The sequence below is a fragment of the Streptomyces sp. NPDC088762 genome, assembly GCF_044750905.1.
GTDB lineage: Bacteria > Actinomycetota > Actinomycetes > Streptomycetales > Streptomycetaceae > Streptomyces.
Genome location: NZ_JBIVKT010000003.1, coordinates 58,768 through 79,415, shown reverse-complemented (window position 1 = coordinate 79,415; position 20,648 = coordinate 58,768). Strand labels below are relative to the sequence as shown.

The 20,648-nt window shown below is 69.7% G+C and carries 19 protein-coding genes and 5 pseudogenes; 14 read left to right on the top strand and 10 right to left on the bottom strand.

Annotation, left to right across the window (positions count from 1 at the left end):
* Window positions 1-431: 431 nt before the first annotated feature.
* A pseudogene (locus tag ACIP5M_RS08650) lies at window positions 432-1,229 on the top strand (transposase); the annotation flags it as partial.
* A 277-nt stretch (window positions 1,230-1,506) separates the two neighbouring features.
* Here ACIP5M_RS08650 and ACIP5M_RS08645 read toward each other — a convergent pair.
* On the bottom strand, window positions 1,507-2,121 hold the full coding sequence (locus ACIP5M_RS08645) for a hypothetical protein (RefSeq protein ID WP_401193742.1): 615 nt from the start codon (window positions 2,119-2,121) through the stop codon (window positions 1,507-1,509).
* Between the two features lie 58 nt (window positions 2,122-2,179).
* Window positions 2,180-3,007 (bottom strand): helix-turn-helix domain-containing protein, encoded by an 828-nt coding sequence (locus tag ACIP5M_RS08640; RefSeq protein WP_401193739.1) that lies wholly within the window; start codon window positions 3,005-3,007, stop codon window positions 2,180-2,182.
* 192 nt (window positions 3,008-3,199) lie between these two features.
* Between ACIP5M_RS08640 and ACIP5M_RS08635 the strand changes: the two are divergent.
* The 3 genes and pseudogenes from ACIP5M_RS08635 to ACIP5M_RS08625 all read left to right on the top strand — a co-directional run.
* Window positions 3,200-3,391: pseudogene (locus ACIP5M_RS08635) on the top strand (site-specific integrase); the annotation flags it as partial.
* A 131-nt stretch (window positions 3,392-3,522) separates the two neighbouring features.
* Window positions 3,523-3,882, top strand: a complete 360-nt coding sequence (locus ACIP5M_RS08630) for a hypothetical protein (protein ID WP_401193736.1) — start codon at window positions 3,523-3,525, stop codon at window positions 3,880-3,882.
* Window positions 3,883-4,022: 140 nt separating this feature from the next.
* Entirely contained in the window at window positions 4,023-4,271 is a 249-nt protein-coding gene (locus ACIP5M_RS08625; RefSeq protein WP_401195043.1) for a hypothetical protein, read from the top strand.
* A gap of 174 nt (window positions 4,272-4,445) precedes the next feature.
* On the opposite strand, the gene ACIP5M_RS08620 is transcribed toward ACIP5M_RS08625, so the two are convergent.
* The gene (locus tag ACIP5M_RS08620; protein WP_401193733.1) at window positions 4,446-5,291 is read right to left on the bottom strand and encodes a peptidoglycan recognition family protein; all 846 of its coding nucleotides are present in this window, start codon (window positions 5,289-5,291) and stop codon (window positions 4,446-4,448) included.
* Between the two features lie 456 nt (window positions 5,292-5,747).
* Here ACIP5M_RS08620 and ACIP5M_RS08615 point away from each other — a divergent pair, with 456 nt between their 5' ends.
* Window positions 5,748-5,888, top strand: coding sequence for a hypothetical protein (locus tag ACIP5M_RS08615; RefSeq protein ID WP_401193730.1), 141 nt, complete (start codon window positions 5,748-5,750; stop codon window positions 5,886-5,888).
* A gap of 617 nt (window positions 5,889-6,505) precedes the next feature.
* Window positions 6,506-7,210 (top strand): RICIN domain-containing protein, encoded by a 705-nt coding sequence (locus tag ACIP5M_RS08610; RefSeq protein ID WP_401193727.1) that lies wholly within the window; start codon window positions 6,506-6,508, stop codon window positions 7,208-7,210.
* A gap of 331 nt (window positions 7,211-7,541) precedes the next feature.
* Here ACIP5M_RS08610 and ACIP5M_RS08605 read toward each other — a convergent pair whose 3' ends face one another.
* Together ACIP5M_RS08605 and ACIP5M_RS08600 are read right to left on the bottom strand one after the other, a co-directional pair.
* A complete protein-coding gene (locus ACIP5M_RS08605; RefSeq protein ID WP_401193724.1) occupies window positions 7,542-7,688 on the bottom strand; it encodes a hypothetical protein in 147 nt (48 codons plus the stop codon).
* Window positions 7,689-7,869: 181 nt separating this feature from the next.
* Window positions 7,870-9,564 carry a hypothetical protein gene (locus ACIP5M_RS08600; protein ID WP_401193722.1) on the bottom strand — a complete coding sequence of 565 codons (1,695 nt, stop codon included), beginning with the start codon at window positions 9,562-9,564 and terminating at the stop codon, window positions 7,870-7,872.
* A 224-nt stretch (window positions 9,565-9,788) separates the two neighbouring features.
* Between ACIP5M_RS08600 and ACIP5M_RS08595 the strand changes: the two are divergent.
* From ACIP5M_RS08595 to ACIP5M_RS08585, 3 genes and pseudogenes are all read left to right on the top strand, one after another.
* A pseudogene (locus ACIP5M_RS08595) lies at window positions 9,789-10,154 on the top strand (IS701 family transposase); the annotation flags it as partial.
* A gap of 83 nt (window positions 10,155-10,237) precedes the next feature.
* Window positions 10,238-10,420 carry a hypothetical protein gene (locus ACIP5M_RS08590; RefSeq protein WP_401193720.1) on the top strand — a complete coding sequence of 61 codons (183 nt, stop codon included), beginning with the start codon at window positions 10,238-10,240 and terminating at the stop codon, window positions 10,418-10,420.
* Between the two features lie 103 nt (window positions 10,421-10,523).
* Entirely contained in the window at window positions 10,524-10,850 is a 327-nt protein-coding gene (locus ACIP5M_RS08585; RefSeq protein ID WP_401193717.1) for a hypothetical protein, read from the top strand.
* Window positions 10,851-11,082: 232 nt separating this feature from the next.
* On the opposite strand, the gene ACIP5M_RS08580 is transcribed toward ACIP5M_RS08585, so the two are convergent.
* Entirely contained in the window at window positions 11,083-11,310 is a 228-nt protein-coding gene (locus tag ACIP5M_RS08580; RefSeq protein ID WP_401193715.1) for a hypothetical protein, read from the bottom strand.
* Between the two features lie 839 nt (window positions 11,311-12,149).
* On the opposite strand from ACIP5M_RS08580, the gene ACIP5M_RS08575 reads away from it, so the two are divergent.
* Window positions 12,150-12,716, top strand: a complete 567-nt coding sequence (locus ACIP5M_RS08575) for a hypothetical protein (RefSeq protein ID WP_401193713.1) — start codon at window positions 12,150-12,152, stop codon at window positions 12,714-12,716.
* A gap of 516 nt (window positions 12,717-13,232) precedes the next feature.
* A complete protein-coding gene (locus tag ACIP5M_RS08570) occupies window positions 13,233-14,642 on the top strand; it encodes a N,N-dimethylformamidase beta subunit family domain-containing protein (protein WP_401193710.1) in 1,410 nt (469 codons plus the stop codon).
* Between the two features lie 173 nt (window positions 14,643-14,815).
* Here the strand turns inward: ACIP5M_RS08570 and ACIP5M_RS08565 are convergent, their stop codons facing one another.
* Window positions 14,816-15,205, bottom strand: a complete 390-nt coding sequence (locus ACIP5M_RS08565; RefSeq protein WP_401193707.1) for a hypothetical protein — start codon at window positions 15,203-15,205, stop codon at window positions 14,816-14,818.
* Between the two features lie 446 nt (window positions 15,206-15,651).
* Entirely contained in the window at window positions 15,652-16,242 is a 591-nt protein-coding gene (locus tag ACIP5M_RS08560; protein ID WP_401193704.1) for a TetR/AcrR family transcriptional regulator, read from the bottom strand.
* A gap of 131 nt (window positions 16,243-16,373) precedes the next feature.
* Between ACIP5M_RS08560 and ACIP5M_RS08555 the strand changes: the two genes are divergently transcribed.
* Both ACIP5M_RS08555 and ACIP5M_RS08550 read left to right on the top strand, forming a co-directional pair.
* Window positions 16,374-16,808 (top strand): SDR family NAD(P)-dependent oxidoreductase, encoded by a 435-nt coding sequence (locus ACIP5M_RS08555; protein WP_401193702.1) that lies wholly within the window; start codon window positions 16,374-16,376, stop codon window positions 16,806-16,808.
* A 70-nt stretch (window positions 16,809-16,878) separates the two neighbouring features.
* Entirely contained in the window at window positions 16,879-17,298 is a 420-nt protein-coding gene (locus ACIP5M_RS08550) for a hypothetical protein (RefSeq protein ID WP_401193700.1), read from the top strand.
* Window positions 17,299-17,926: 628 nt separating this feature from the next.
* On the opposite strand, the pseudogene ACIP5M_RS08545 reads toward ACIP5M_RS08550, so the two are convergent.
* Window positions 17,927-18,089 (bottom strand): annotated as a pseudogene (locus ACIP5M_RS08545) (IS630 family transposase); the annotation flags it as partial.
* 5 nt (window positions 18,090-18,094) lie between these two features.
* Between ACIP5M_RS08545 and ACIP5M_RS08540 the strand changes: the two are divergent.
* Window positions 18,095-18,241 (top strand): annotated as a pseudogene (locus ACIP5M_RS08540) (IS5/IS1182 family transposase); the annotation flags it as partial.
* Window positions 18,242-19,743: 1,502 nt separating this feature from the next.
* Here the strand turns inward: ACIP5M_RS08540 and ACIP5M_RS08535 are convergent.
* The gene (locus ACIP5M_RS08535; protein WP_401193698.1) at window positions 19,744-20,220 is read right to left on the bottom strand and encodes an ATP-binding protein; all 477 of its coding nucleotides are present in this window, start codon (window positions 20,218-20,220) and stop codon (window positions 19,744-19,746) included.
* Between the last annotated feature and the right edge of the window lie 428 nt (window positions 20,221-20,648).

Genomic DNA, 20,648 nt, shown 5'->3' with positions numbered 1-20,648 from the left:
GGCGCCGGTACGGCTGCGGCGGCCTGGTCCCGGTGTCCTGGTGCACCGAACACGGGGACGCGGCTGGCCCGGTGATGGAGTGGCACCCCGGCGGCGGCATCCGTTGCACAGCGCTGGCTGATCGGCGGGCGCGGGCCGAATTCTCCGCCCCTTCGTCCAGCCGTAGGTGCAGTGGCGTTTTTTTTGGCGGTGAATCGGCCGCCCCGGGGGAGTGAACTGCTGCTCCGCGCGCTGTTGCCGGTGCCGTGGTGACCAGTAGAACCGCCTCGTGATGATCATGATGACGCGGGCCGCCACCACGGCGGCCGCTGCCGACGCTCCAATCGTCGTGCCGCCGAAGGACGTGGCGCCGTGTGTGGCACGGCGCGTCGCGTGGTCTGTCGCGCCTGGTCCAGTCCTGTCGATGTAACAGGCCAGGGACGGCCTGGAGGCGAGCGATCCGCCCGGGCGCTCTTCTCGCTTTCCAGAGCAAGAAGGGTGGACTGACCCGGCCCGACGCCCGGATTGTTCTTGCCCTGGCACCCGCCCGGGCCAAGGCCGCCTGGCTCACCCTCGCCCAGTTGCGGGCCGCCCCCAACCGCAGTGGTCGCACCCGCTCCTGCGACACGGAAGCCGAACGCCTGCAGACGGTCTTCCGCGCCGAGCACGCTCGCCGGATTCCAGCGGTCGAAGACGCCTTCGGCCGGCAACTGCAGGCCCTGCTCCTGCAACTGTCCGCGGCCAGCCAGACAGCGGACGACCTCGCAGCCGCCGCTGAAGAGTGCTTCCACCCGCACGCGGACAGCGAGATCCTGCTCAGCTTCCCTGGCCTCGGCTCCCTGCTCGGTGCCAGGGTGCTCGCCGAGATCGGCGACGACCGGCATCGTTTCGCCGACGCGAGAGCCCTCAAGTCCTATGCCGGCTCCGCCCCAATCACGCGTGCTTCGGGCAAGAAGCGCTTCGTCGGCCGCCGCTTCGTCAAGAACAACCGGCTCATGAACGCCGGCTTCCTCTGGGCCTTCGCCGCCCTCCAGGCCTCACCCGGGGCCGACGCTCACTGCTGGCGCCGACGCGAACACGGAGACTGGCACAACGCCGCTCAACGCAACCTGCTCAACCGCTTCCTCGGCCGGCTCCACCACTGCCTCCAGACCGGCAAGTACTACGACGAACACCACGCCTTCAGCCCACTACTCGCGCTCTCCGCTGGGCAGGAAGCTCGACTTCTTGGCTCCCTGAGATGTCTTTGAGGGCTCGGACGTGGGAGCCGTCGATCGAGCAATCGTCCATCCCGAGGAGCCTGGCGCCGCGAAGCTCGACCAGCAGCACCTCGTGGAGACGGGGCCAGACCGAACTCATTCTGAAATGATCAGTTAGGCGCAATGCCGTTGATTTATGGAGGTGGAACGGCGGTGGCTTCTGCCGGGGGTCGGATGGGTTGGGGCCACTTGCGGTGGTGGCTGGTCTTGGCCCGGCAGTTCGAGATCTTGCGCTCGACGAAGCGGGGTTGGCTGCGCGGAGTGGGTCTCAGGAGGCGATGCGTTCGCCGGACGGATCGGCGACCACGATCTGGATGTGCGGCGGGCCGTACTTGCGGGCCTTGGAGACCATCTTGGCCACATCGACCTGGTGCCGTGGAACGGATACGTACAGCGGGGCCGGCATGGCCGGGTTCGGCGGCGGTACGTTCGATCCGGGCGGTAGGGTCATGCCCTGCCGCAACCGCACCCCGATCAAGGCGTGCTCACCGTACGGGGGCGTTGCCGCGACGAACTGGGTGACATCCCTCCACGGCAGGATCACGTTCCCGATCTGCACTCTGGCCGGGCTGAAGTAGAACAGGATGCGCCGGGAGTCGTACCAGGACGATATGAGCGGGATCGCGAAGACGATCACCGCACCGCCCTTCATGTCGAGCGCCCACCCGAGGAACACCGCCAGGGCCACCACGGCCGCGATCGCCCCCCACAGCCCGAACAGGTCCTGCGGGGAGGCCGGGCGCGACACCTTGTAGCGCTGCCATCGCTTACCGCGCCTGGGCCGCCACTCGGGGCCCGCCGGCGAATTCGGATACGGCGAATTCGGATACGTCATTTCGGACACCTCTGAACTTGGCGGACTGCCTTCGGGGACGAAGATCACTGCCGGGGATCCTAGCGACGTGCGGACGGCCTGGCTTGGACAGAAATGACCTCGCCACTCACTGGGCGAGGGCACCCTCCGCGATGCGAGCCGCCGCTACCTGGCCCGGGGTGGTCCCGGCCAGGGCACGGAACTCTCGATTGAGGTGGGCTTGGTCGTAAAACCCACAGGAGGCCGTCACCTCGGAGGGACTCGCACCCTTGTGCCCGAGGAGGTGTACGGCGTGATGGAAGCGCAGGACGCGGGCGGACACCTTGGGTGTCAGGCCGATCTGTTCGGTGAAGCGGCGGACCAAGTAGCTCTGACTCCAGCCCACTTCGGCGGCGATGCGCGCGACCGGGATCGCCCCGTCCGCGCGGGCGAGCAGCCGCCAGGCGTGGTTCACTTCCGGCGCGGGCTCCGGGCCCCGCTCGAGTCGGGTCAGTAACACGAAATCGAGAAGGTCGAAGCGGGTCGCCCAGTCATCGGTGGCCGCCATGCGCTCCGCCAGCTCGTCGGCCTCGGGACCGAGGACGTCACGCAGTTCGACCGCCCTGTTCGTCAACTCGCGCATCGGTACGCCGAGTAGCCGATAGGCGCCGAGCGGCGTCAGCTCTAGCCGTATCGCCTCCTGGCCGCCGGGGTGGTCACACAGCCGGGGCCCGTCATCGAGGCCCACGATCAGCGAACCGATCGCTCCGCCTGACGAGCTCGGTTCCTGGAGTCGACGGACCTGGGTGAACGGCTCCCCCAGGCTGATCACCAGGACGGCTCGGCCGGTGGGCACGAGGCGGACCCGAAACGGCGAGGCCACGGCTTCCCAATAGCCGGCATAGCTGTGCAGATACGGCTGCAGCCCGGCGGGCCAAGGCCGCGTCACCCGCCACCGGTCACCCACCCGAGTCATCCCGACTCCGTCGGCCACACTCCTGCTCACAACACCCGGCAATATCTCCCCCCTCCCTGAAGGCCAGTACCTCACATCGGGCGCGTCCTTGGCAGAGGGCGTATCACACCCCATACGATCGGTCGACAGGCACCCGCCGACGTACGTTTAGAGGGTGCCACGACGCAGGGTTTCGCATGGTGCACTTACTGATCATTACACCGCCTCCGCGAGAACACCCACACCCGCTACAACGCAGGCGTCGACCACTACCTCATCCCCGGCCTCGGCAAGAAGAAGCTCACCAAGCTCACCGCCAAGGACACGGGCACCTGGCTCAAGCAACTCCGCACCACCTGCCAGTGCTGCACCCGCCGCATCGACGCCCGGCGCGACCAGCCGCGCTGGTCGTCCCCAGCGGCGTTCCCCAGCCCGCGGCGACCGTCCTGCGCACGGCCCGCGAGCTGCTGCGCCCTGCGCCCTGACAGCCCGTAATGCGTTCGACGTGGTGTGAGCCCGGTCAGGAGAATCTGCTCATGACTCTCCTCGTACACACCTTTGTCTACGACGCCGACGGCAGGCACGACTTCCTCGAAGACCCTGAGTACGGCGACACACTCGCGGGCTTCGAGAGCACTCGGACCCGACTGTGGGGATCCGCGGTGATGCGGGACTTGGGATCCCGGTTCTTCCCGCGGCTCGACGGTGACGACCTCTACGTGGAGGGGGACGAGATCGACGACTTCCTCGCGGAGTGCGAGTCCATCCGTCATCACCTCGACAACCTGGCCGGCCTGGGCGGTTATGACACCGACTATGTTGCCCAGCGATTCGACAACATCGTTGCCGCCGCGGTTCGCGCCAAGGCTGTAGGCGGTGGGATCGTCGTCTGGTAGTCGACCTGCCTCGATGGCAGGGACAGACGGTCTCCGCGACCTGATCAACCGCCACGTCTTCAGGTTCCCGGGCGACTGGTCGACCGAGGAGTTCTTCGAGCAGTTTCGGTGCCTTCGAAGCCCCCCATCCACGCGTCGGTATCTTCCTCGAGGGGCTGGCCTCCGCCACCGTCCTTCCCGACGAGCAAGCCCAGCGCCGCTTCGTCGAGCTCGCCGACCGGCATCTGCAACCGCCGGGCGCCGTCCTGAGCCAGGACGGAGAAGCCGACGGCTACCCCCAGTTCCACCTGGTCCAGCACGGCCGGGGCACCAAGCGCCGGCCCCCCCGAGATCATCACGAGCCGCGTCCTGCAAGGTGCCCAGCGCAACGGAATCATCCTCCTGCATGACGTGTATCCGGGCACCCTTCCGGCCGTGCCCCACATCATCGACGGCCTGCGGCGGCGCGGCCTCACCCCCGTGACCGTCTCCCAGCTCTTCGCCCCCCGACGACCCGTACCGGGCCGGGCCTACTGGAACGCACCCTCCGCCTGACCCGGCGCGGCCCCGCCGGCTTCGGTCCGTCAGGGCAGGAGGCCCGCCGGGAGATATTCCGAGACCCGATCCGACCATGCCACGGACGGCTGGGTGGTGGCCCGACGGACCAGGTCGCCCACCGGGTCCGACACCTGGTCCGCATCCGGCACCGGCTGCGCATCCGGATCCGGATCCGGATCCGACAGGGCCGTGCCGAGGCGGGTGGCGACATCCCTGCGGAGGGTCGGGAGCAGGGCGTAGAGGCGGTCGCCGGGGCAGGCGGTGGCGTTGAAGTCGCGGTGTCCGTAGATCTCCGACGCCGGCAGGCCGTACTGGCCGCAGATGTAGGCGCACAGGTCGGCCAGCGCCGCGTACTGCGCCGCCGGCGGGGCCTGCGAGGTGTACGTGCCTTCGTTCTCGATGCCGATCGCCACCGTGTTCTGCCCGATGCAGTGCGCTGCCCGCACCTGGCGGGTGCCGGCGCGCAGCTCCGCGAGGCTGTTGTGGCGGCCCTCCATCACGAAGGCCCCGCGGCTGACGGTGAAGTGCTGACCGGTGTCGATCCAGCCGTGCGCGTCCATGTGGTAGGTCTGGATCGCGCGGGCCAGGGCGAAAGCGCGCCGCTGCGAGTAGTCCGTCACGTTCACCGTCGCCGTGTGGTGAACGATGATCCGCTCCGGGCGGTTGGCCAGGATGACGACGGACTCGGACGCGGCCCGCGCCCCCCAGGTGCCGCAGCCGATGACGTTCGGACCGGCGGCCGAGTACGCGCGCCCGGCCGCAGCGAGGGGCAGTGCCGCTCCGGCGGCCACGGCGAACCCGCCCATGAGCATGACCCGGCGGGTGTACCGGGCCGCTGCGTGCGCCGGTGGCTGGTGAGGTGCGGAGGTCATACGGTGCCCGATTCCGTAGGAGGCTGCCCATTGAAGAGGCCCCGGCCGCACGAGCCACGCAGACACACCGCGCCACAGCCGGACTGCCCCCCGGCCGGCCCCGCCGCGTCCGCACCTCGGCCGAGGTGCGGATGGACGGCACGGGGGTCACCCGGCCAGGAAAGACTGCGGACGGTTCGACGTTCGGCGTTCTTCCGTCCTCCAAGCACCGCTGACCACCTCACCGCGCCCCATGAGGCCCCGGAGATCATCCACTCCGGGGCCTTTTCACGTACTCCGGGCACCGCGGCACGCAAGTACGCCGACCTTGTCGGACGCCGGTGACGAGCCCGATTCCTCCCCGAGCGGCCGCTCGTTGCCGCCGGAATCGCTCCGAATGTGGTCCGGCACCCGGCACACCCTCCCGTGGAATGCCCTCCCCGACGTGGAGCCGGTGCCCGCGTTCGGGGACGCCCGGTGAGCGAGGTCCTCAAGGAGGCGTCCCGTTTCGGGCTGCGGCCGCGTACGGACTCCGAGCTGTTGCCGGTGCTGCTCGACCACCTGGCCGCCGTCACCCCCCGGTCGAAGCTTGGCCCGGCCGGCCCGAGGCGCGGATGAAGGCGGCCGCCAGCGCCAGGGAACGCGCCCGTGCCCGGGCAGCCCTTTCGGACCGGCCCGCCGAGGCACCCCCGCCGGCGCAGGCGCCGCTCCACCGTGTGGCGACGGGCAGGGAGGTGGCTGACGCGATCACGGCTCGACGGCAGCGACGTGTACTCCAGGCGCACGCGTCGGCCGTGGTCGCAGATCTCTACCGGCAGGGGCCGCCAGCTGTGGTCGTCCGCCGACTCAAGCACCTCGCGCACACCGTCACGGCGGGCCACGACATAGCGGTCCCCGTCCTTGATGACACGGACCTGCCCTTCCTCGGTGACGAGGTCATGCTCCGAGGCCGGGATCGAGGAGATAGCTCCGGCCCGAGGGCAGCGTCAGTCTGCCCGTCGTGGCCGCGTCCAGCGCAGCGGCGAGCCGTGACTTCCCGCGCCCAGCCGACCCCAGGCGTCCGGCGGTCACTCAGATTGCTTGCAGGGAAGGAGGGTTGAGACTGTCGTGAGACTGCGGCGGCCCGTCCGGTCGGTAGCGTCGTCCTTACCGGAATCCGGACGGGGGTCGACCCCTCCCGATCTCGGTTGTCAGGTGCACATCACACATTCATTCGCCATTGGAAGGACTCGACAGTGAAGTTGGCCCGCACCCTCGCGGCTGCTCTCATGGTCATGCTCGTGGGCTTGTTCGTGACACCCTCCGGGGCCATGGCCGCCACCACCGAGACCCCCGTGCCCACCACGGACAAGTACTTCATCGGTGAGGGCTGGGGGCAGCTCCCCTACGCCCAGCGGCTGGCCCACGACGCCGCCTACGCCAAGGCAGCCGCCGAGGGGTACCCCGCCCACCTCTGCCGCACCACCGAGATCCCGACGCCGATCTGGCAGTACGCCGACGTGTACGTGGCCATCGAGAAGATCCACTGCTTCCCGCCGCCGCCGGCAGGCTCCGGCCCGATCGTCGCCGTGCCCAACGGCAAGTGCGTGGACGTCAAGGACGGCAGCACCCAAGACGGCGCCATCGTCCAGCTCTACAACTGCCACGGCGGCAACAACCAGATGTGGGTCCTGGAGCCCGACAAGACCATCCGCTCCATGGGGCACTGCCTGGACGTCCAGTACGCCAAGACGGAGAACGGCTCGCGCCTGGGCCTGAACTCCTGCCACGGCGCCGCCAACCAGCAGTTCGAGCTGCTGCCCGGCGGCAAGCTGCGCAGCGTCCACTCCGGCAAGTGCGTGGACGTGACCACCGTCTGGATTGCCACCCGCCTCGTCATCTGGGACTGCTCCGACGCCCGTCCGTACCAGAACTGGCGCGGCTCGGCCCTCGGCCTCTGAACCCCCGGACGCACGTGAGCACGGCCCCCGGCCCCCACCGGGGGCCGTGCCTCTGCGTCAGCGGCCCGCCAGAAACCGCGGTGCGCTCGTGTACCCGTTCGTCACGCCCGCCACCCGGGCCCCCGCCCGGTTTCTGGTCGTGGCACCCTGGCGCCCAGGTGCAGGTACACAGACGCCCTGCTGTACCGCGTCGACGCCCGGCAAGGCCACACGGACGGCGACTGCATCGCGATCACCTCACGGCTTCGCACGACACGTGCGAAGGTCGCCCCATAAGGGCGAGCAGGGCACAGGCGGGCAGTGAAGAAACAGGCGCAGCACTCTTCGTCGATCAGGGCAACGATCTTGTTTCGAGGTCGGCGATGCAACCCCGGAGGCAGGCGATGCCGCTGTCGTCGAGCCCGTCGTTCAGCTCCCTGTGCACCAGGTCGGCGACGTCGGCGTCCAGGAGGGCCAGGTCCACGCCGTCGAAGTCCACACCGCGGAAGCCCTCGGGGGACAGTGACTGCCGGTGGTCCTCCCACAGCCGGGCGAAACGAGCTGGTCCCTCACCTCGTACGTGCTGTCATCCCCGCTCTGCAAGTGCCCGGACGATCTGGGTCTGACGGGACGGACAGGTGTCCGCGGCCCGCAGGAGGGGTGGCGGACACCTGTCGGTGTCAGCTTGTCACCGGCCTGCACCTGGCGAGGACGACGGTGGCGAGCAGGGCGAGGCCCTGGTTGAGTCTGCGGAAGTACGTGGCCCGGCTCAGGTGCAGCCGGTTCGCGATGAACTCGTGCCCGCCGCACCGCTCCACGTAGTACTGCGACAGGATGCGCCCGGCTTCCGTCTCCGTCGCGACCGTGCTGTTCAGCAGGTGCTGCACGCCGGATTCGAGGAGTTCGCGCAGTGCGGCCGGGTCGCCGGCCACCGGCAGCAGCGGGCTGCGGGCGAGCAGCTGCGGGCGGTGCAGGGCGTCCAGCGCCTCACGGATGCGGCGGCTGAGCCAGGCCGCGTCGTCGGGCAGCACCGGGGCCGGAGACGGAAGTCTGAGCCGCTCCAGCCAGGGCGACACCCCGCCTTCGCCGGCGAAGTCCTGTGAGTACACCCGGCAGGCGGAGCCCCCGCCGTACACGTCGTGGCGGAGCTGCCCGTGTGCGCGGACCCCGACGTGCTCGTAGAGCGCCTGGTACTCGGGGGAGGGCGTCGAGGTGACCAGCCGGCCCCGGCCGACGGCGGTGGACAGCAAGTGCCGGAAGAGCGCCGACCGGGCCGCCTCCTGCCGCTCCTCGTACACCGCGAGGCCGATGAAGAGCCCACCGCCGGACGCGGCGTCCGCGTGCTGCTGGAGCAGCGGTTCGAGGACCGCCACGGTCGCGTCGTGAATCGGCGCGGTGCTGCTGAGTCCGACCGGTCGGTCCTCCCGGTCACACACGACGTACACGCCTTCGGGCACGGCGTGCAACAGCGACCCGAGCAGCCGCTCGGAGCGCCGGACGTCCATGCCGCCGCGCTCCGCCCACACGCGGACCAGCCGGCCGACGTCGGACGCGTCGTCGGCGCGGGCCGGACGGACGTGCACGGGCGTCGTCACCGGGCTGAACAACCGCCGCACCGGCCCGTCCAACGACGCGAACAGCGATCCGGCCATCCGATCGCCTCTTGCGGCGCCACTGTGCTCGGCGGGTATCAGCCTCGTGTGGTGCGCGGCGGCCAGCGTCCGCGCCGAGCGGTAGGCCACGGGCGTGCGCCAGCGCTGGGCCTGGTCGAAGACGGTGCGAAACGGTTCGGCCACGGCCAGTCCGAGCGCGTCCGGAACGACCACGCTGCATGCGCGAAGGCGGTCGAACACCGCTCCGCCCTCACCGAGTTGGGTGAGCAGCTCTGCGTCGCACTGCCCCACGGCAGCGACCAGCAGCAGCGCCCGCTCGATCCCGGCCACCTCGTCCCCGAGCCGCTCGCACACCTCGCGCGCCGCGGCGTCGGCTGCGGCGTCGAGCGCGCCCGGCACGCTGCCCGGCGCAGCGTGCAGGGCTCGGCAGAGAGCCGAGGCGAGCAGTACGTTGCCGCCCGCGAGCCGCAGCACGCCGTCACGCAGGTGCGGATGGGTGACCCCGAGCCCGTCGGCCAAGAGGCCGATCTCCTCATCCGGCCATGGCCCGGCTTCGACACCGATCACCTCGACCCCCGGACGCCACGCACGGTACGACGGCAGCGGACGACGGCTGGCCACGACAACCGGGCCTCCGGCCGGGAGCGCGAGTCGGTCCAGGTCGTCCTCGTTGCAGATGCCGTCCACCACGGGCACAACAGTGGCGAGTTCGGCCAGGATCGCCGACTTCCCGCTGCCGACAGGACCCGTCAGGTTGATCACTACGGGTCTGGTCGCCGCGTCAAGTAACGCTTCTATCGCGGCCGTTCGGCCTGTGGTCTTTGTGGTCACGCGATGGCCTGCCCAAAGGACGCCTGTCTGCACCGGTCAAATCGGGACGGGATGCGCACTGTGCGGTGATCCTCCTTTGTCGCGGATCGGCCCCGGCTGACCGACGCGGCCGGGCATGGTCTTGGCCCTCAGATCATCGCAGTCCTGTGCGTCTTGTTCGACAGGCGGACTTCTTCCACGTAATGGCCACCACTCGCCATGACCCCGTCGTCACCCGGGTTGGGCCATCGACCACCCCGTCCACGACCTCTTCACGGTGCCCATGGCCCGCGCATCTACGCCTGGGCCAGGATCGAGGTCCGGCCCTGGCACCGCAGACCGCCGCCCACTGGGTGATCGCCCGCCGCAGTGCCCGCCGGCCCGAGGAGACCTCGTACTACAGCGCCTACTGCCCCGCCCAGACCACGCTCGACGAGCTCATCCGCATCGCCGGCGCCCGATGGGCGGTCGAGGAACGCTTCCAGACCGCCAAGCAAGAATGCGGTCTGGACGACTACCAGGTCCGCCGCTACCACGGCTGGCAGTGGGGCGAGGGAGTCTACTCCTGGGGCACGTTGGACGAGGCGGTCCGCTACGCGGAACGCCTTCGCGGCGGGACATGGAGGTGGAGATCATCACCTTCAAGGTGTCCGCGGACGACTTCAACATGATGAACAAGGTAGATATCACCAAGATGACGCCCGACAAGATGGACGAATTCTTCGAGAAACATAGCCGCCTGTACAGCGAGGCCGGAGCGCAGCCGCACAATTCGCGTTCCATCTTCTCAAGTTCGTGGATTGAGTGAAATAAGTCGAAAATTCAGATATCGGCTCAGGAGTCCGCTCGGCGGACTGGCGGCGGACCTTTCGGCCGAGACCCTACCCCCGGGTGAAGCTTCGGCTCCCTCCGTGGGGATCCACCGAGGAGTGCGCCTCCTGCTTCCGGCGACGGGCATGTACTGGGAGGACCTGGCGTGGCTCTCCTTCGGCGTCGCGCTCCGTGCCGAAGAGCTGCGCACCCGGCATCCGGATGGTGTCCACCTGCGGATCGTCTCCCTCGACTTCCCGTTGGCCGACTACCGGCCGGAGGTCGCCGCCCTCGCCATGGACGGCTGGCTGCGCGAGGAGTTCGACCTGCCTGATACCGGAATCACCTGCTCGTACGCGGGCGGCTCGGACCCGTATGCCTTCTCCTGGGGCGGCGCGGAGCCACCGCTGAGGAGCCCGCGCCTCTGAACCCGTCATGAGGACGCGGGGCGTCGGGGCATGCCGTAAGGGAAGTACGCCAGAACTCTCGCTCGGCGGCGCGGACAGCGCTTCGTAGGCGTAGGCCAGCGGACACGGCGCTCGTGTGGGCGGCATTCAACGGCGCGCGCACGGGCCCGGCGAACATACTGGGGCACCCCCTCTCAGGGACGAAGGCCCCTGCACCGCGGCGGAGGGGCCTTCGTATCCCGCCTGGATGCCCTCACGGGCTCTCGTACTTCGCCGCGAGCTGGTGGAGCCGGTAGGAGTTGCCGTTGCGCTCCTCGCTGCGCGGCCTGAGCATGCTGTTCAGCGGGCCGGGGCAGGCTGACGCCACCTTCGGCGCGGGCCTGCCCGGCTGGTCCACCGGCTCGGGCTGGCCCCTCGTCGGCGAACTGGCCGTGCTGCGCGGCACCGAGGTCGCGCGACCGGCCGGCGGGTTCCGGATCACGCTCCCGCCATGCGGTCATGTGCTGCTGCACCTGTGGTCGGACATCGCGCGGCGATGTCGGACGGGCACACACGGGGCGGACCCGGGGGCCGCGCCCGCTGGCCTCGGCCGGCCTGCGGACACGGTTCAAGCCATGACCTGTGCTCGTTTCCTGTGGTGCCAGCATGTGCGACACATACCGTCCGCCTCAGCTGTCGTGGTTCGGAAGTCCCCTTTGCCCACGCCTTAGGCGTGGGCGTTTTGCTGTGCTGTGCCGCTGAAAGGTGGTGTTGCGGCCTCCGGTCGTGCCGATGCTGGCGCAGGCTGCCGAGACGATCCCGGCCCGCCGCGTTCCGGCTCGGGTCTGGCGTATGAGTTGAAGTACGACGGGTTCCGGCTGCTCGTCTTCACCCCGCCGGAGCCGGGTGGGCGGGTGCTGTTCCAGACTTGCCGCGGCGCTCTGGTCCAGGGCGTGTTTCCCGGATCTGGTGGCCGCCGCTGCCCGGCGGCCTGGTCCTCGATGGCGAGGTGCTCACCTGGGACGTGGGGGCCGGTACCCTGTCGTTTGAGGGCCTGCAGCACCGGGCGGCCGCCCGCGCCCGCAACCCCCCCGCCCTCGCCGCCCACCTGCCTGCCCGCCCTCTACGTGGCCTTTGACGCCACGCCGCCCGCGAAGGCGGCCCGGCGGCAGCCCTGGCTCCGATCTCACGAAGCGGCGCCCCTCGCCGCGGGCAGCGCGGTGGCGTCCGCGGTACGAGAGCGAGCGCGGCCCGGGCACGACTCCTGGACCGGCTCGGGAACCGTTCCCTGAGATCCTGCGTGAACGCTTGACGGTGTAGTCGGCTGGTGGAGGGGATCTGATGAAAACACGGACGATGGTGAGCGCAGCGGTATCGGCCTGCGTGGTGCTGGTGGCGTGCGCGTGCGGTCCGGAGAAGGTGAAGGAGGGCGCGGGCGCGAAGCCTTCGCAGCCGTCCGCGTCGACGTCGACGAAAGAGCCGTCGGCCGCGCCGTCCGCGTCCGCCGGCACCGAGAAGCCGTCAACCGTCCCTACCGGCAACCAGCCCGCACCCATGACGAAGGAGCGCGCGATCCAGCGGTACGAGCAGTACCTCCACGGGCTTGGCCGTGAGGACATCGACACGGTCTGCGAAGTGGCCGGGCCGGGCGCGAAGAAGGCAGAGGACCAGGGATTCGGTCCGTGCACGTCAACGTACGTGATCGTGTTCCAGATGATCTCACCCGAGCAGAAGAAGGCGCTGCAGACCGCGACGGTCGATCCGCAGCGCGTCCGCGTGCACACCCTCGACAAGATCGAGATGCCACTCGAAGCGGTCAGGTCCTCCGCCACCTTCACCGAGAGCGACCTCGGCAGCTACACCCTGGAGTACCTCAAGAACGACTACTACATCACCGACGGCCAATGACCCGCTGTACGCGAATCCGCGCTGCCTGGCGGTGGAAGCAGTCTCAAGTCCACGTAATTGCCCAGGCCCTGGCCCCGGACAGGGGTGACGTTGGCCGGCGTGAACTTGCTGGGGTGGAGCTATCGGTGGCCCTGTTCTGGGCGCCGGGGAGATGAGCATGGAACGTCGACGTGTCCGGGTCCAGGAGGGACCGGGTGCCGGGACGCGGCGCCGCAGTAGCGCGGGACCTACCCACCCCCCCGCAGGGGGATGGTCTGACGGCTGCTGTGCGCGTCGTGCCGGTTGGGGCGCGGGCGGTGGTCTACAACGGGTCCATCCGATGTGGAGTTCCGAGGTGACGCGGTGGACCAGGCAGATGTTCCCAACCGGGCAGGTGGGCCGGGGCGTCGACGGTTCCTGGGCCTGACCGCTGCCGCCGCGATGACCTCGTGGCCCGGTATGCCGGCTCGTGCGGCTCCCGCGGCCACGACTACGGGCGGCTCGGCGGACGGTGCGGGGCGGGTATCCGGGCTGGACGTGGCAGCGGAGAACGCGCTGCCGGGTTCTCCGGACTGGCGAATCACCCGGCGGGGGCCGGCGCGGGCCGTGGAAGGGTTCGCGGAGCGGACGAGTGTCCGTGCGGGGGAGCCGCTGGCGTTGCGGCTGTCGACGGTGGCCCGGTTCTACACGGTTTCCGCATTCCGGATGGGCTGGTACGGAGGCGCACGGGCACGTCTGGTGTGGCGCTCCGCCCACCTCCCCGGCGTGCTCCAGCCTCCGGCCCGCACGGACCCGGTGACGCGGACGGCCCACGCGGCCCACTGGCGCCGGACCGTGGAGGTGGACACGTCCGGCTGGCCGGAGGGCTGCTACCTGCTGCGGCTGGACACGACGGACGGGAAGGCCCAGCGGTACGTACCCGTGACCGTCCGGTCCACGGTGACCGCGGGCCGGACGGTGGTGGTGAACGCGGTGGCGACGTGGCAGGCGTACAACCGGTGGGGCGGCACGGACCTCTACAGGGGCAAGACGGGGAAGAAGGGCTCGCGGTCCTTGCGGGTGTCCTTCGACCGCCCGTACCTCAACCGCAACGGCGCGGGCCAGTTCCTCGTCTACGAGGCTCCGCTGATCGCCCTCGCCGAACGTCTGGGACTGCCCCTCGCCTACGCGACCGGCCTGGACGTGGCAAACGACGCGGGTCTGCTGCGGGGGGTGAGGACGGTGGTCTCGCCGGGCCACGACGAGTACTGGAGCCCCGAGCAGCGCCGTCACGTCACCCGGGCACGCGATGCGGGCATGAACCTGGCCGTGTTCGGGGCGAACTGCTGCTACCGGCGGATCCGATCCGAGGCCTCCCCGCTCGGAGAGGACCGCATTGTCGTCTGCTACCGGGACGACTACGCCCAGGATCCCGGCTACCAGCAGGGCTGCCCGCCCACGCACGAGTTCCGGCGGATGCCGGCCCGCGACCCGGAGAGCTCCCTTCTCGGAGTGATCTACGACGGATACCCGGTGGACGCCCCCTACGTGGTCACCCACCCCCACCACTGGCTCCTGGAAGGCACCGGCGCACGCGCGGGCGACTCCTTCCCGCACCTGGTCGGCATCGAGTACGACCGCGTAAACCCGGCCCATCCCACGCCCAGGCCGATCGAGGTCCTCGCGCACTCACCCGTCGTGCGCAAAGGCCGCCCCTCGTTCGCGGACACCGCCTACCTGTCGCTGCCGGGCGGGGCCGCCGTCTTCGCGACCGGCACCATGCGCTGGGTCGAGGCCCTGGACGCCACCACACCCACAGGCGACCGCGCCAACCACGGCCTCGATGCACGCGCCGGACACTTCACCCGTACCGTCACCACCAACGTCCTGCGCGCCTTCGCCGTCGGCCCGGCCGGACACCACAGACCCGCCCAAGACAACCTGGCCACCCATTACCCGGTCCCGTGACGGTGACCGACCCTTGTACGGGCACCTCGCAGTCCCCGGCTTCCGCCAGCCGCCCGTTCGTCGACATGCGGCTCGCCGAAGGTCGGCCCGTATTCACCGGCAGCGGCAGGCAAACGGACAGGGTCGCCGACTGCAGCAGCGGTGTGGTGGTCTCGCCCGCCGTCGGACAGCCGTCACTGCTGAGGTGTGATGGCCTGGTGTTCCTGGCCGGTGTCGAAATAGCGGTCCAGATACGCTTGCCCGTCGAGGGGACTGTCGCGGAGCAGGGAGAAGACCTCGTCTCCGTCGCCCGGCCGTCCTGGGGTGGCCAAGCGATAGCACTGGGCCAACTCCAGGTAGTGATGGCCGTTTTCACCTGCGTACGTGTGTGCCTCGCTTTCGGCCCTGGCGATGGCCTCGTCCATCGAGGTGGCCTGCCACAAGGTCAGGCGTTCTTCGTACGGTGTGCTCTCCCCGGCGTCCCACTGGAAGACGCAGCGCACTGCGTACCAGGACTTCTCGTCTGCCATGTCGGCGGCTGCCACGATGATCTCCTTGCGACGGAACACGTGCTGTTCGAACAACAACAAACACCACCGCGGACGGCCCCGAAGCGGGCGCGGTTCCTTCCCGTGGGGGAGGTCGTGGTCATGCCCCTGATCCAACAGACTGGTGGCGCTGGGCGCCGGCCGGGCCTCGCACGTTCTGCCCCCACGGTCCCGTCAGGTTCGGGATCCTCGATGGATGAGCTGACGCACGGTGACGCGTTTCTCCTCACGGGCTTCGAGCTCTGGACACGGCGCGCGCCCGTGCGGCCTTGCGGTGGTGCGCACGGCGGGGTGTCGTTTCCCATCACTGGGCGTCTCGTAGCTGAACGAGTGATCTCGGGTGGGGCGGAGGGATGCGGGTGCGGCAGGACTGGGAGCCGCAGGAGCTGATCGAGATCTGGACGCTGCTCGAGGACGACATGAGTGGGTGCGGAACATGTCGGGGGCAACCCGGCTCGGGTTCGGACCGGGCCGAAGCGGGGTCACGAGCTGGACGCTGGCCCGTCCGCTCCGTACCGGAGGCCGTCGAGGAGTAGGTCGAGAAGGCGTCCGGCCCGTTCGCGCTGGGCGGGGGCGCTGGTGATCAGCCCGATGCCGGCCAGGCTGAAGCCGACATCGACGGGGTCGAGATCCGGGCGCAGGAGACCGGCGTCGGCGCCGGCGTGCAGCAGGGTGCCGATCGCGGTGGCGAGCTTGTCGAGGGTCTCGGCGAAGGGGTCCGCACCGGATGCCGCTGCGGCCCGCAGCGCGTCCGCCATGCCCTGCTTGGCAGCCAGGTAGTCGATGAAGTCGTCCATCCACTGGCGGAGCGCCCGGTCCGGGGCACGGCCGTCGAGCAGCGTCGCGGCGCTGTCGCAGACACGGGCCAGCTCGTTGCGGTAGGCCGCCTCGATGAGCGCCTCGCGCGTGGGGAAGTGGCGGTAGAGCGTGGCCGAGCCGACGCCCGCGGCCTTGGCGATCGCGTCGATCGCTACGTCCGGGCCCTTCTCGGAGAAGGCGCGAACGGCCGCTTCGAGGATGCGCTCCCGGTTGCGGCGGGCATCGGCGCGCAACACGCTCGGCTTGGTGGTCAAGGCTGCTCCTTCGTCATGGCACCAGTCTATCTGGACAACCGGGGAGTTCCCCGGTTACGGTAGTGGCTAACCGGGGAACTCCCCGTTTATGGCGACGCCATTCACGCTCCACGCGCAAGAAATTGGCGATCATGACAGCACAACAGGCCATCGACTCCGGCTTCGGGGGCGCACAGCGCCGCGGCCGAGGTTCTGACCTCACCGGAAGGCTCGCCGTCGTGACCGGCGGCAACTCCGGACTGGGGCTGGAGACCACACGCGCCCTGCGGGGCGCGACTGTCGTCGTCGCCGTCCGCCGCCCGGAGGTGGCCGTGGAAGCCTTCGACGCACTGGACCGTGTCGAAGTACGCCGCCTCAACCTGGGCGACCAGGCCGGCGTGCACGCTTCCTCGGACGAGTTCCTGGCAACCGGCCGCGGCATCGGCATCCGCATCAACAACGCCGGCGGGATGGCCTTGCCCGAGACCCGCCTCGGACCCGGCGGGGAGGCGCAGTCTGCCACCAACCACCTGGGCCACTACACGCTCACCAACCGGCTGTGGCCCGCACTCGCAGCCGACCGGTGACACGACGGCAAAGCACACTCTCCTCCAGGGAACCCACACCTGAAATCCATGCAAGAGAGGTCACGAAATCATGACGCACACCGATCTGGCCGCCGTCGCGAACGAAGCGCAGGCATGGTTCGACGGATACGTTGAGACGTTCATCGGACTGGCGGCGAAGGGGAGCACCGACCCCGCGCCGCTCCTCGACTACTTCTCCGTGCCGATCAGCATGACCACTGGGACGGCCCACACCGTGCTCACCTCCGCCGAGGCGCTCTCCCAAGGACTCGCACACGAACTGCGCGGATTGCGCGACGCCGACTACGGGGGCAGCAAGGCCCTCGACCCGGTGGTGCGCGCCCTCAACGAGCGGGCCGCAGAGATCGAAGTCACCTGGGCACGCCAGGACAGCCAGGGGCGGGAGTTCCAGCGCGTCCGCGTGCTCTACCTCGCCGCCCGGACCGACGCGGGCTGGCGGACAGTCGCCTCCGTAATCCTGGCCAGCTGACGAAGCTGCTGCCCGCCAGGGCGAAGTACTGCGCTGCGGCGGCGTAGTGCATGGCCCACTTGTCGGCCTGGCTGGTGCGCGCGTTCGGCTTCTCGTCCTCGTTGGCGGGCCGAGGTCCTGGCGCAGGACCTCGCCCGCCGTGGTGGGCAGTGCCCGGCCGGTGTCCAGGTGCTGGCGGACGAGGCGGAAGTGCCGCTGCCACGTCACCGGCCACACTGGGCACCAGGAGGGTCCGCCCACGGTCTGAGGCTCTTGGCAGGGCATCCGCCCCGGGCGGCAGCCAGGGCACCCCCTTCTTGCCATTACTCGATCGAGGCCCTGGGTGGCCAGCTGAGTTCGGAACCTCTGCCAAGTCTCCATTGGCACCCGTCCAGCCCAGCCGGGAGGCCAGACGAATCCGGAAGGGTGGAGCCAACAGAACCCGTTAGAAACAGACATTGCGCGGCACTTGGCCGCGGCCGGTCCCGGGCACCTGTGGACCGGGGTCACGTTCGCGGCGGCGTGGGGGAGCCGTGAACGTCCTGGACGTCACGCTGGTCCGTCCGGACCTGGTGGCGGAGGTGAGCGCGGACAGGGCCGTTGACCAGGGTGTTTTCCGCCACCCGCTCCGGTTTCAGCGGGTCCGTCGGGGCCTGGGCTGGTCGTTCCAGTCGGTCAGCCAGGCCCGGATGTCGCGTTCGAGGGCCTGGACGGAGCGGTGAACGCTTCTTCTGGGTGAGCTCGGCGAACCAACGCTCGACCAGGTTCAGCCACGCGCTGGTCGGTGTGAAGTGCAGGTGGAACCGGGGATGGGTGCCGGCCTCTCGCGTTCGTCGTCACGCCGGGACAGGCGGGTGACGCACCCGCATTCGAGCAGGTCATGGCCCACCGGCGGGTGCCCAGGCTGATCGGCCGCCCTAGGTCGTCTCTTTCGGATCTTGTCGGCCGAGCCCGCGGTGTCCGGTGCCGTGCATGGCAAGGCGGAGGGGCACCCGAGTACGGGACGTACTCGGGTGCCCCGACAACGCGGCCAGGCGCGGTGCCGGACACCGCGGGCCCGACAAGATCCGAAAGAGACGACCTAGGCCGTGGGTCGAAAGGACGCGCAGTCCCAGGTCCTCCGGGCGTCGGTGTAGGGCCAGCAGGTGGAGCAGGCCGGCGGCGTCCATGGATGCCGCGCCGTGCAGGTCGACCACGAGGTCTCGCTCGGCAGCGGTGACATTGTCCAGCGCCCGCTGTAGCGCTGGGCCCCGCGTCCTCGTCGAGTGTCCCGGTGACGCTGACCAAGACCGTGCCCTTGCGCTGGATGTCCGTGGTGATCAATGCGTTCGGCTTCTGCCCGGGGCGCCGGGGCCCTCGGGGCAACCCCATCCTTGTGCGGCGTTCCGCCGTACGGGTGTGAGGCTCGCTGGCGTTCCGGGCATCAACCCTGCCGCACCATTTCGGCACCGGCTGACGGGGGATGTCGGGAAGTTGCAGTGCGTGAGACCGGCGACACGCCGTCCTCGGGGTGCCCGTCGACGACGGTCTCGGCGAGGGGCCGTCGGCAATGCCGGCCTTCACGGCGGCGGTTCATGACGGAACGGTTACGCGCCGCCACATCGGCCGACCGAGTTCGTTGGACCCGGCATGGAGCAGAAAACCGTTTCGCCTCTGGAGCGAGCCGGATTCGCCCGGCTGACCCAGGAATTCCGTCAGGTGTCCGACGCGCCGATCTACGACGCCGTCGAACGTCAGTGGCTCGCCGAGGGCCGAGAAGTACCCCGCCGTCCCGGCCCAGCGTGCGGTGGCCGGCGTCCGGTCAACACCGGAGACCTGTTCCACCGGGCCTGAACCGCATTTCCACTCCGACGAGTACAGGCCGGTGGGGGAGTCCAGGCCACGATGCCGCGAAAAGGCAGGACGAGGTGCGCTACGGTCACGCCCAGCCCGCCGACAGTATGGAGAGGCGGGGACGGCACCTGCACGGGGGTGCAAGCCGCCTGCCTGTACCCTTCGGCCGGCGCGGCTCTGGCGGACAGAGGCGGGGCTCAGTCCACTTTCCCCGCCGGGACGCGATCAGCCGCTTAGTGCGGGCAAGACCGGATATGCCACGTCACCGTCAGGCGGCACCCGGCTGCAACCGCGATCGGACGAGCCTGGCCCCGTCGCCTGGGCTCGCCGCGCGATAGGGGCACACGACGGTCTCTGCCCTCAACTCAGCCGTCACTCTTCAGCGCCTGCCCCGCCGAAGCGGGGGTGAGAAGAGGGCCGCGCCGGTCGCCGTGTCGGGTTTCACCGTTCTTCCCCGCCGCTGGGGCGTGGAACGGACCTGGGCTTGGATGATGACCGCCCGACGGCGTGCACCTGGGAACGGCTCGTCCAGCACTCCGAAACCCTGATCACCCGGGCCGCCATCGCCCTGATGACCCGCCGTATCACCCGGCCCAAGACGCGAACACCGCCCAGCCCGGGCGGGCTCCCTGGTCACACCGCCGGCCAGCCGCCCATGTCCGTGCCCCAACCGTCGGCCAGCGCGACAGCCGCCTTGATGCGCTTGCCTACCGGTTCGCGGTGCACCTCGAAGCTCCGAGACACCGCCATGACGATCTCCAGACCGTGCCGGCCTATCCGGAGCGGGTCACTGGCTTGAACCGCCGGCAAGGTCGGCTCGCTGTCCCAGACAGTCACCTCGACAGCGCCCTCGCATGCCTCCAACGCCAACAAGTAGGGGCCCGGGGCATATTTGCGGGCATTGGTCACCAGCTCGCTCACCACCAACTCGACCGTGCCCATCACCTGCTCCGACACCGGCAGCCCATGCACCGCCTGCACGTCCGCCAGAAACGACAGAGCCAGTCCGCGGCCATCGGCAATCGCCTGTCCATCCTCGAACGCAGCGCTCACCATCGGCAAACGGCCTGACATCAGATGCCGGCCCTCTCCCTCAACAGCCTGATCCATACTGCCGCCCTAGCCCCCGCACCCTCACCGACCCACAGCGTCTACCCGCAAAGACCCACCCAGGCATTGACGGCAGGTAAATCTCAAGTCACTCCGAGTGTCCGAACCCACCCACCGGACAGGAAACAGCACCAACGTGCCTGCGCGCGAGCAGAGCGCCGATGCCGGAAAGAAGATCGTCGGACGCAAACGGACCATCAGCATGGACAGAACGGGAGCTCATGCTGACTGTGGTGGTCGCTGCCGCCAGCCTCCAGGACTCCCGCCGCCGGCGAACGCCTCCTCAACCGCCTACGCCGACCATCCCGATTATGGCCTGCGACCCCTGTCCGCAGGAAGGCCGCGATCGTCGATCTCACCACGCGTGCAGCCCGGCACCTCCCTCGCGGGGGCGCCGGGCCGCACGGGCTCGCAGGCGCGACGGTGCC